Below are 11323 nucleotides of genomic sequence, written 5' to 3'. Positions count from 1 at the left end.
TCTTCAGGTCTGTAAGTGCCCGGTCAGCGTAACTTCTCGTTTAGGTCAAGGGCACTGCGTTCCTGACTCGCAGCTTCTTTCGTTGCACATGACCAACACGTTGATCGCACGTCGGACGCGCTAGGCGCTGTCGGGGGGATCAGCTCTGGGAGCCAGAATTCCGCGCTGTCCAGGTCAGTTGACCCCGTGGCATCCGCGCGTCAGGCGGTCAATTCGACGGTGTCGTCACCGAACTCGACGACGATGCGCAACTGCCCGCCCAGCGCGGCGACATAAGCCTGCAGGGTGCCAAGCTCGGTGTGGGACAGGTCTCCACCTTCGAGCTTTGAAACGCGGGCCTGAGAAACGCCCATGAGAGCCGCGACGTCGGCTTGTCGGGAGTGGCCCAGCGCCTTACGAATCTCGGCCAGACGATGCGCCTGGACGGCCTCACGCATCTCCTCGCGCGCCGCCCCGGCCCGATCGACATCCAGCGCACCGCGAGCGATCGCATCCGCGCGAATGTCTCGCCAGTTCCGCGCCATGGTCATCACCTTTCGTACTCGGTCGCCAGCCAGCTCTCGAAGCGTGCGTCCGCGATCGGAATGTTCCTGTCGTACCAGCGCTTCCAGTCGCCTGCCTTGTCGCCGCCCAGGAGCAGGATCGCCTGCCGAGCCGGGTCGAAGATGAACAGGACGCGGATGCTCGTGCCGGCCGGGCGCAGCTCCTTCATGCTGTGAAACCTCGAGCCGTTCACCTTGTCGACGATCGGCCGGCCCAGTGTCGGCCCCTCCAGCTCCAACAGGTCGATGGCACCGGTCACCGCCGCCATCGTCTCCCTGTCGAGCATGAAGAACCACTGTTCGACCTCGTCGAGCAGGATCAGGTCCCAACGTTTCGACACCAGTATAACCTCTACGTTATATCGTGCGGAGGTAGATTCGCCGGAGCATCGTCGCCGTCGGTCCAGCTGTCACCGAGCAGGAACGAGGCGGCCTGCTCAGCCGCTTCACTGTCGTCGTTGTCGAGCACGTGAGCGTAGGTTTCCAGGAAGAAGCCGATGTTCGCGTGACCGATGCGCTCGCTGACAATCTTCGGACTCACCCCCGCCCGCAGCGCGCCGGTGGCATAGGTGTGGCGCAGATCGTGAAACGTGATGCGAGACAACCCAGCCCTGGCCGTCAGACGTTCGAACCGCTGGCGGATCGAATCCGGGTGTGGAGGACGCCCGTCGGGGTAGGTGAACACGAAGTCACCCGGGTGGTAGCCGTCGCCGAAGAACTCTCGCTCGGCGTCCTGCTGGGCGCGCCAGCGCCGCAGCGCACCCACCGTCGTCTTGTCGATGGAGATGGTCTGGTCGGCGTTGCGGGTCTTGCCCCCGGCCTTGTCCACGACTTGGCCACCGACGACCACCCGGTTGTCGTGCACCGTCACCTTTCCCGCGTCTAGGTCGACCGCCGACCATTTGAGTCCGCAGATCTGTCCACGTCGGATCCCAGTGGTCAACTCCAGGAGGAACAGTGCTGCGAAACGGTCCTCTCGCGCCGAGGCCAGGAAGGTCCGAATCTCCTCGGGTTTCCACACCTGCCGGCGGGTTCGTGGGTTGCGTGGCGGCTTGACGTTGCTCGCCGGATTCTCGGAGATGTATTTCCAGGCGACGGCATCGGCGAGTGCCCGGTGCAGGAACGAATGAATGTTGCGGACCGTCTTGGGGGCCAGGCCTTGAGTGAGGGTCCGAGGAGTCAGGCCCGCCTTGTAGCGTCGGACAGCGTCACGCGCGGCGTGGATGGAGGTGCCGCACGCCGTGGACAGCTCGCGCGGTGTTGGCGGCGACTTGCCGCTGGCGATCAGTTTCGCCCAGTGGGTGTACATCACCGCATCGTTGTTCGGCTTCACCCGGCCCTTGGCCAGCAGCATCGCGTAAAACTGCAGCAGCACCGGCTCATTGAGCGCCTGAAGCCACTCGCCGCCGATGTGGGGGATGACGTACCACCGGGCATAGTCGCTCCAGCTGCGCCACGTGGAGGCGTCAAGCGCCGGTTGCACCGCCGTCAGCCAGTCGGTGACGAACTCACCGACTGTCTGTTGCGACGGCCGCACGATCCGATTGCGGTCGGCATCGCGCATCGCCTCGCGGCAGGCCTCCCATGCTTCGCGCTCGGTGTCGTGGCCCCCCTTGGTCACCCACGGGAACTGGCCTGTCGAGGGATCTCGATGCGGCAGCCGAAACTTGTAGTACCACTTCGTGCCCCGCCGATATACCGAGCCCTTCATCACGCTCCCAACTCGCGTAGGCCTGCGGTTACCACGTAGATGCGTCCGCCGAGCCGACGAACTGGCAGCTCGCCAGAGTGGACGAGCCGGTAGGCCGCGGCACGGCTGATTCCCAGAAGCTTCGCCGCGTGCGGTACCGCGATGAGCAGGGGAAGATCGCTGAACACGTTATCTTCCAATGTAATTCACCACCTCTCACTGTGTCGATCGATAGACCAAGAAACCCTGGCAACTGTGGATGGCCCGCGAGTTGGTGACGGGCCGCGCTCGACGGTCGCGGGGCTGGTCCTGCCGAGTTGAGGGGCGCCACGTGCCATGGCGTGAAGTGGACCTCGCAGTCACCGGCATAACTGACAGCTAAATGCGCTCGGAACCGCTATGCGACGGTCAAATGAAATCGATTCGTAGCTCATGAATTGGTGCAATTTGGCCTGAGACGCAACGGAACTCTATGCAACAGGTTCTCAATCGACTCGGGTCAACCCGTGCCGGTTCCTTTCAGTTGGATTGAATGCACCCACTGCGAACCCGATAGCGGATCTGCTCGATCACGAATTGCGACGGATATGGACGATGGTTGAGCGCCATGTTCTGACGCGTTCTGCATGAGCATCGACGTGCTGCAGAAGTGCTGCGGCAGTGCCCGGGCTGTCGGCCACCACTGCGATCTCGCCGACCATCGTCCGGTGGCTCGTCGGCTCTGTGGGCGTGGGAGGTCCAGGGGTACTTGGCTCCGCGCACTTATGCGTTCGCGGTTGTCGCCTCCGGCGTAGCGCACCCCACGCGCTACGTTGGTCCTCCCTCGACGGACGGCTCGGTTCGACGCGATGTCTCGTCCCGGCTTCGACCGATTCGACGCGCGTAGCGCCATCCGGGCCGCGGACGTTCGACGCCGCGGCACCACCTCATGCACCCCTACGACTGCCATCGCCCACATCTTCATGACGTCCCTGTAGTCTCAACCATCTCAACACATTCCGTCTGTTACTGCTGTGTCTCCAAACAGGTTGTCTGACAGAGCAACTCAGAGAAACTCACCTGATTTACCTATGGCACATTTGCACAAGCGTGTGCGAGATTGGCGGTAGCGAACGTTGCGTTCGCCGCCCGGCTCTATTGAGCCCCGGGCGATCTCGGGTCCAGGCGGTGATCGACATGCTCACGGTTGCCAAGCTGTCGGCCTGGTCGATCAACTACTACAACATCACCGCCCGCGCCGCTGCCGATGCCCAAATTGCCGGCGGAGGGCTGGGGGAGTACTACTCCGAACACGACACCCGGACACCTGTTTGGTTGTGTGCCGGTGACGGTCGCCGCGCCGCCGAACTGGTCGGCTTGTCGGATCTCGAACGGGTAGGTGCAGAGGCCGATCCCGGGGTCGTCGAGAACTGGCTAGTCGGCGGTAAAGCACCCAACGGCGCAGCCGGTCGCGGGTTCCGAAACGGAAGCGTGCACGGGTTCGATCTAACGTTCTGTGCCCCCAAATCGGTGTCGTTGATTCGCGCGCTTCGGGCCGATGACGTGACAGATAAAGCGATCGCAGGTGCCCACGCGACCGCGATTTCTGAGGCGATGGAATACCTTGCGACTCATGCCGGATACACCCGCGTGCACAACCCAGTGACAGGGGAGAAGGACCTCGTCCGACTGCCGGGTTTGGTGGCGATCGCTTATCAGCACGAGACCTCCCGGGCGGGTGATCCGCACCTGCACACCCACGTGATCGTGCCCAACCGGCAAGCCCGCGACGATGGCCGACTGGTATCGATCGATGGCACGTCGCTGTATCACGAAGCGAAGGCCGCGGGCGTCATCTATCAGGCGACGCTGCGCCGCGAATTGCACCGATCTTTGGGATACGAATGGTTGCCCGTCGACCCGGGAACGGGCATGGCCGAAGTCGCCGGCATCGACCCGAACAGCATCAGCGCGTGGTCGCAACGCTCATCACAACTGCGTGAGTGGGCAGCTGGAAACCTTGCGGTGAAGGAGAGCGGCGAGCCGACGGCATCCCAGCTCGCGGCGGCTCAGAAAGCCACGCGTCCAGGCAAGCCCGAACAACTCGCATGGACGGAACTGCGGACCGGATGGCGCACCGACAACCGTGGCCTCGGCATCGATTCGACAGCGCATCGAAGTGCCCGTCGTGACCGTCTAGCCACGAGCGGGCCACGGTTCGACCAGCATCGAATCGCCGATGCCGCCGCCACGATCGAGAAGGCCGCATTCACCCGAGCTGATCTCGTCGAAGTCATCGGCGCCCAACTTCCCGTCGACACCGCACGGTCGCCACGCGAGCTGGTCGAGGAAGCCGTTGACGAGATCGCGGTGCGGTTGACCGCGCCACGCGAGGTGCACCAGCGCGAGGGTCATGAGCGGTTCACTCTAGATCTGATCCTGGCCGAAGAAGCTGCGGTGCTCGACCTGGTCGACGCTGAAGATCCCCACTCAATACTCTGGGGCTTGCCGAGCGACATCGACGTGTTATCGCCGGATCAACAACGCGCAGTGGTAAATATCGCCGTATCACCCTGGTTGGTGCAGCCACTGAGCGCACCTGCCGGGGCCGGCAAGACTACGTCTATGCGGGCGCTAGTGTCGATGGCGCATCGTCGCCGAAACGGGCGTGTGATCGTGTTGGCGCCGACCGGAAACGCCGTCGATGTCGCGGTCCGCGAAGGCGCCGGCGACATCGGCTACACCATCGCCAAAGCACTACTCGAGATCGACAGTCAACGCCTCATTCTGAACCCGAGGGACCTGGTTATCGTCGACGAAGCAGGCATGGTTGGCACCGACGACTTCCGCCGTCTGCTCTCCGCGACCACCACCGTAGGCGTCAAGACCGTGCTCGTCGGCGATCAGCACCAGCTCGCCCCGGTCAAGGCCCGCGGTGGCATGTTCGCCCAACTCTGCGCCGACCTGCCGTGGACGCAAAAGCTGTCTGAAGTGTGGCGGATGTGCGACCCCGAAGAGCGCAGCGCATCCCTCGCGCTGCGCGATGGGGGACCGGCGCCGGTACGGCGCGCGATTGAGTGGTACCGCAAGAACGACCGACTGCACGCCGGAGATGAAATCGCCATGGCCAGCGCTGCTTTGACTGCGTACCGACGCGACACCGCGGCAGGGAAAGACAGTCTGCTCGTTTGCGACACCAAGGAGATGGCGGACGCACTCAACCAACGCATCCACAACGAGACCATCGACCCGAATGCGCCGGCCGTGACTGCTGCACGTGGACGCCAGATTGCCGTCGACGACCTGATCATCAGCCGCCGCAACGACCTAACAATTGACGTCTTCGATGCCACGGACACGACGACGCATGCCGACCCAGTGCGGAACGGAAACCGTTGGCGCGTCTATGCGATCGACCCTGTCAACCAGCGGATCGCTGCCCGCCGTGTCAGCGACGACGCCCGTACCGTCTTCAACGAGGACTACCTCCGCGACCACATCGCCCACGGGTACGCCCTCACCGTCCACTCCGCACAAGGCGCCACCGCCGACACCACGCACGCCGTGCTGAGCGAAAAGACCACCCGTGCAACGTTCTACGTCGCCATGACCCGCGGACGCCAGGCCAACACTGCATACCTCACCGAGCAGCTCAGCGGTGAGCAGGCAGGTCACTCGCGACCCGAGCTGGTCCAAGTGGCTCGTAGCATGAGTCGACATGCTTCCCAACTTGTTGGCGGAATCCTTGCCAACAAGAGAGAACTAGCCCGCACCGCCCATGACATTGCAGCGGAGGGGCCCGGCGACTGGGCGGGTCTCGGCTACGTTTCTACGCTGCAGTCTCGACGGCTTCGGCAGATCACTGACCGCAGGACTGCACTACAGGAATGGCAACGCGGGCGCTCGGGACTCGCAGACGGGGTTCATCACGGGAAGAGCCAGAGCCGGCAAGCGGGACTCGACGACGGCGCGGAACTTTAGATCCGACATCCGGACGCCGAGAACGGCCGGCGACTCATCAACTGCCAGGAAATGTGACGTCGCAACCTTGGGCAAAAAACTTCAGCGCTGGCACGCCCCGTCAGACGAAGTCTGTTTCGGGCGCACCAATCGAGGCATGTGCCGAAACTCGACGCGGGGATTAAGAACGCAATTGATCAGGTGGGGAGTGCTTTCTGCGTGGCAGGATGACCTGGCGGCGCTGGCGTGTTGGCCGTTCGCGAGCGGGACCATGGAAGAAATCGGGTAGCAGCATCGAAGAAATGGGGACGGGGCGTCGATGGGAGTTGAGCCGGTGAGGACCGTGAAGGGTGTTCTGGATCGGTTTCAGTCGGCGTTTGCAGCCTTCGCCGCTGCCTTTAACGAGGGCCAGTACGTTCTGTGGCTCGGTTCTGGAATCTCGCGGGCGCGAGTACCGAATGTCAACGAACTCCTCGAACGCGTGGTGGAGCATCTCCGTTCGAATATCGTCGGCAGTGACGCAGATTGCCCCTATCGGAAGGCTCTCCTAGAGGTTTTGCGGTTAGCTGGCCTCAGCGATGGCGAGCTGCAAAGCATTGAGTTATCTACTGCCTTCGATGAATGGCCTTTGAGGGATCGTATCGCCTCCACGCTTGTCACGAATTACTCGCGTGTTCTCGACGTACTCGTCGGTGAGGACAGACCCGACGACTACCTGGTGTGGACAGCTCTCGACGTCCCGAACACGTATGGCGCACCCGATCTTCAGCCGGACCTGGAACACTATTGCATCGCGATCCTAATGCTGGAGGGGCTGGTCACATCGGCTGTGACCGCCAATTGGGATGGGTTGCTTGAGAAGGCATTGGACGAGCTAACGCCCGCTTTCGCGTCGCTTGTTCGGGTTGCGGTGAAACCCGATGATTTCCGCTTGGTGGGACCGCGTATCGAAGTCATCAAGTTCCACGGTTGCGCGGTGCGTGCCCGAGAAAATGAGACTGAGTACCGGAGTTTGCTAATCGCACGCGAATCACAAATATCTGGCTGGACTCAGCAGCCAGAGAATCAGTCGATGCGTAAGCACCTTGAGGTGTTATACACTGATCGATTGACTCTAATGGTCGGGCTTTCGGCGCAAGACGCAAACCTCCACACGGTTTTTGCTACCGCTATACAGGACTTAGCTCGCCCATGGCCGGCGTCGCCTCCCGCAGTGGTTCTTAGTGAAGAAAATCTTGGGTCCTATCACCGGCATCTTCTCAAGATCACATACGGTTCGAATCACCAGGGAAACGCGAGCGTTATCGCGCAGTCCGCGCTCCTGGGCGCGTACGGTAAGCCGACATTGCTGGGGCTTGTCTTGTCGTCACTTACCGACAAACTGAGTTATTTGATCGATCACGCCGCCAGGACTGATTGGGGCTCCGCTCCTATAGAGCAATTGCAGACGGACTTAAGCAGCCTGCGTAACTTTCTGGCCTGCCATGCCGATCCCGAAGACTGGGAGACGGTTGAAGGCTCTGCGCTGGCGCAGTCTGAACGAGAGTTTCTTGCTCGATTTATCGATGTCGTTGGTTCGGGGCTATCCGTTTTCCGCACCGGCCGTATGCCGCCAGTAGGTGAACGCCGCTATGAGCCCATATCAGACCGTCCTATTAAGCAGGCGATACACAACCCAGATTTCCCGTCGAAGCAGTTCGGGCGGCTTGGCGTCGCCCTCGCACTGATTGCTCGAGGACTTTCACTCGGCCAGTGGACTGCAGTTGCAGGCGATCGCAACGACCCTGGTGGCGGTGTGGTTCGCCTAGTCACTCCTCAACGGCGTGCTCGGTTGTACTTCGTGAAGGACGCAGCGGCGTCAACGACGCTGGAGTTGGACACTTTGTTTGACGATAGCGATGAGGAGGTGCTGATCGTGACTGCCGACGAGGAGCCCCCCCGCGCCACCCGCTCTCCGAGACCTCGTTTCGGCCGGGACGGCAAAATCGGTCCTGGTCGATTTAGCGTTGCATCAAGCATCACCGAGACGGTCTCAGCCGATGACCTCTACGAAGCGTTTAGACTGGCCGGAGGATTTTGATGGCAAGCGTCCAAGATGTCCTCACAGTGTTAGAGAACGCCGGGTTCGAGCGTTTGCCTAAACCCCTGACTGTGGCCGGCACCGAGTTCGACTTTGACGCTGCTGTTCGCGGAACACATACATCGCATGACCTAGTTCTGATCGCAACCGATCAAGTACCCCGCCGCCGTCTGCAGCGCCTCGTGGCGGGTTTGGCTCGTTCCCTTGACCTGGCCGCGTCGCGCCGGCCGATGAGTCTCGTAATCGTCGGTGGAGTCGCGGCGTCCGACCGAAGCGATTTGGAGCGTTATGCACGCGTACTTCCCGTCGAGTCCACGACGCCTGATGTGGCCGAGATCGAGGAAGCTGTGGCGGTCTTGCTACCGCTCAAACTGCCAGATGCGGACCTAGTTCATGGGACCGATCCGGTCGACGCCGTTATGGCAGCGTTAGGTCCTCAAAACGCGACACCCGACCATATTGGCCTCATTGAGGCTGCGGCCGATGGCTCTGAAGCAGTGCGTGCTGCACTCCGGCGATACGCGAACGAAGGGGCAGGCTGGACGGAACGGATTGAAGACGATGATGAGTGATTTTCCAATTCGCCGTCTGATGGTCTCCGACTTCCGTCGTATCGAGGGAACACGTGAGCTGCCGTTTGATGCTCCTGTCGTCCTGATTCACGGTCCGAACGGCACGGGAAAGACCAGTATTCTCTCCGCCCTTGAGCTTGCCTTGACCGGTCAGATTCGGAGCATGGAGCGACAGTCTGACCGCTACAGGGCACATCTGCCGTTCTTCGGGCAGCCCTACGCAACGGTTCGAGCCGAAGTCGCCGAACACCTGCAGGCGAGCACCTCCGGCGCCCCGCTGACTGTAAGCGGAGCCCGTTTGGAGGGCACTCCGGCATTTAACAACGTGACCGCGAGGTTCTACGCCGAACGGTGTTACCTGGATCAGTCCTCCTTGGGACGTCTGCTCGACTTGTACCAAGCCCGCGAAAGCGATGAACAGACGGCGCTTGAGAAGTTTGTAAATGAACTGCTGGGCCTTGAGAAGTTGGATGCCCTTCGTGACGGCCTCAGCGAAGCACAGGATTTTAGGCTACTAAAGAAGCTCGCGGTCGGCGTTGATGAAGCTGACCGCGAAGCGAAGGCCGCGGCAGCGCAACTGAAAGAACAGAGCGCGATGCGCGCCGAGGCGCGGACTGCGGTCGCTGCCGCGCGGGCATCCACCCGGGAAGCAATCGCGAAGCTTCACCCAAATACGACCGACGGCATGACTGATGGCGACCTTCTCGAGTACGTGCAGTCGGCGCTCAGCTCCGAGACTGTTGCTGGTGAATCTGAAGCGGCTGCAGAGCTTTACGAGCAACTTATCGCTTTGGGTGGTCGCATCTCAGCCCTCACAGAACGTCCGACCGCACAGCGAATACAGGAAGCGCGCGCGGCATTGGCAGCTGCAATCGTCGACAGGGAGGCGTGGGCGACCACCGAAGAGATAACAGTCCGAACTTGGGAAGCAGCCGCACAGGCTGCCGGCGCCGACCCGCGCAGCGAGCCCCGCATCGCCATTGAGCGCGCTAGAAGCCTTGCCCTTCAGGAGTTGAACAACGACTCCAGCATCCGGACCAGGGCCGAAGCGGTTCGCGTTCAACTTGATAATGATCGACTTGAATTGGACGTGCTTCAAACGAGACTCGCTGACGCTCAAGAACACTCAAGCGCTCTCGTCGAGGGCTTGACTGCCCTTCGAAACGCCATCGACGGCAGCAACATATGCCCGGTTTGTGACCGTGACTTCAATGAAATGGGTGCCAACAGCCTCAGCGCGCATATCGATTCGAAACTGGCTGAGCTCACGAGTCATGGGCAGCAGCTCGTCGATCTTCGCACTGAGCGCGACCAACTGGCAGCGCGAGTGGCGCGGGCGGAGCTTGATTACACTCAGCTCACGGTCCAACTCATGCCCGGTGACCAGCGGTTGGCTATAGAGCAACGCCACGCAACGCTGGTCCAACTCACCGCCCAGGTTGACGAAATCGAGGCTGCGAAATATCGCGGGACAAATCTCACGATCCGCGCAGACGCCCTTCAGAGATCACTTGAGAATCTTGAGTCGGCGTCGTCGGAAGAGCGCTATATAGCTAGCGAACTGGCGAAGTATGCGGCTCGGCTGAAGGTTCCCTTGCCCTCGGAGCCCGATTCTTTCGAAGCCATCTCGGCCGAACTGGTGGATCGCGCCGAAGCGGAAGTCGCACGTCTTTCTGATGTCGCTAATCAGCAACGGCTCATGGCCGATGAAGCCCGCGGCCTCGCGGCCGCAATCGAACGCGAGTCCGCCGTTGGGCAACGCCTCGCGAACCTAGCCGAAGACAAAGAGAACTGGGACGAACGTGTCAGCGAATCGAAGCGCCGCCAAGGCGTCGCGAAAGATGTTCACGAGGCTGCGACAATAGCGCGCACAGCCATCGTTCACCGTGTGTTCACAGAGTCCCTCAACGAGGTATGGAGGACTGTATTTACACGGCTCGCGCCCAGCGAAGGCTTTATCCCAAGCTTCGGCATTCCCAGCGCAACTAAGAAGACATTCGATATCACGTTAGAGACCACGCACCGCAATGGAGAAGCTAGTGGTCCGCCCCAAATGATGCTGTCGGCGGGCAACTTGAATACCGCGGCGCTCTCTCTCTTCCTCGCGCTCCACCTCGCAGTCGAACCGATCGTCCCATGTCTCGTTTTCGACGACCCGGTGCAAGCCATGGATGAAGTCCACGTTGCCCAGTTTGCTGGCCTCATCCGACTGCTTGCCAAACAAAACGGACGACAAGTGATAGTCGCGGTCCACGAACGCGAACTGTTTGATTACCTAAACCTCGAGCTCAGCCCCGCTTACGAAGGCGACGAGCTGATCACCATTGAGTTGGGTGAACGCGCAGTTGAGGAAGATCGGGGCATCACCCGCCTCAGCTGGACGCCTGATCCGGCAATAGCCAATTGAACAGTTACAGGCCTGCCGGGGTTAGGCGGCGTAAGGCTGGAGCCAAGCGTTGGTAAGACTTTGGCGCGCTTGGTTGTGGAGGAAACCACTCAA

At 61.3% G+C, this 11323-nt stretch carries 8 protein-coding genes; 4 read left to right on the top strand and 4 right to left on the bottom strand.

Annotated elements, in window-relative coordinates; translation table 11 throughout:
• Positions 1-200 precede the first annotated feature (200 nt).
• The 4 genes from AB4879_RS16930 to AB4879_RS16915 all read right to left on the bottom strand — a co-directional run bounded on the left by AB4879_RS16930 (position 201) and on the right by AB4879_RS16915 (position 2420).
• Entirely contained in the window at positions 201-530 is a 330-nt protein-coding gene (locus tag AB4879_RS16930) for an XRE family transcriptional regulator (RefSeq protein ID WP_370508516.1), read from the bottom strand.
• On the bottom strand, positions 530-829 hold the full coding sequence (locus AB4879_RS16925; protein ID WP_370508833.1) for a type II toxin-antitoxin system RelE/ParE family toxin: 300 nt from the start codon (positions 827-829) through the stop codon (positions 530-532). The genes AB4879_RS16930 and AB4879_RS16925 overlap by 1 nt, the downstream gene beginning before the upstream one ends.
• Before the next feature lie 65 nt (positions 830-894).
• Positions 895-2253, bottom strand: a complete 1359-nt coding sequence (locus AB4879_RS16920) for a tyrosine-type recombinase/integrase (RefSeq protein ID WP_370508515.1) — start codon at positions 2251-2253, stop codon at positions 895-897.
• A complete protein-coding gene (locus AB4879_RS16915; protein WP_370508832.1) occupies positions 2253-2420 on the bottom strand; it encodes a helix-turn-helix domain-containing protein in 168 nt (55 codons plus the stop codon). The genes AB4879_RS16920 and AB4879_RS16915 overlap by 1 nt, the downstream gene beginning before the upstream one ends.
• Before the next feature lie 988 nt (positions 2421-3408).
• Between AB4879_RS16915 and mobF the strand changes: the two genes are divergently transcribed.
• From mobF to AB4879_RS16895, 4 genes are all read left to right on the top strand, one after another.
• The gene (gene mobF, locus AB4879_RS16910) at positions 3409-6192 is read left to right on the top strand and encodes a MobF family relaxase (RefSeq protein ID WP_370508831.1); all 2784 of its coding nucleotides are present in this window, start codon (positions 3409-3411) and stop codon (positions 6190-6192) included.
• A gap of 322 nt (positions 6193-6514) precedes the next feature.
• Positions 6515-8251 (top strand): SIR2 family protein, encoded by a 1737-nt coding sequence (locus AB4879_RS16905; RefSeq protein ID WP_370508514.1) that lies wholly within the window; start codon positions 6515-6517, stop codon positions 8249-8251.
• Positions 8251-8823, top strand: a complete 573-nt coding sequence (locus AB4879_RS16900) for a hypothetical protein (RefSeq protein ID WP_370508513.1) — start codon at positions 8251-8253, stop codon at positions 8821-8823. The genes AB4879_RS16905 and AB4879_RS16900 overlap by 1 nt, the downstream gene beginning before the upstream one ends.
• Entirely contained in the window at positions 8735-11230 is a 2496-nt protein-coding gene (locus AB4879_RS16895) for an AAA family ATPase (RefSeq protein ID WP_370508512.1), read from the top strand. The genes AB4879_RS16900 and AB4879_RS16895 overlap by 89 nt, the downstream gene beginning before the upstream one ends.
• The last annotated feature ends 93 nt before the right edge of the window (positions 11231-11323 follow it).

Origin of the sequence: Mycobacterium sp. SA01, assembly GCF_041287105.1 — a bacterium.
In the GTDB taxonomy this organism is placed as follows: domain Bacteria; phylum Actinomycetota; class Actinomycetes; order Mycobacteriales; family Mycobacteriaceae; genus Mycobacterium.
The sequence above is the reverse complement of the archived record's forward strand: the minus strand, read 5'-3'. Positions and strand labels throughout refer to the sequence as shown.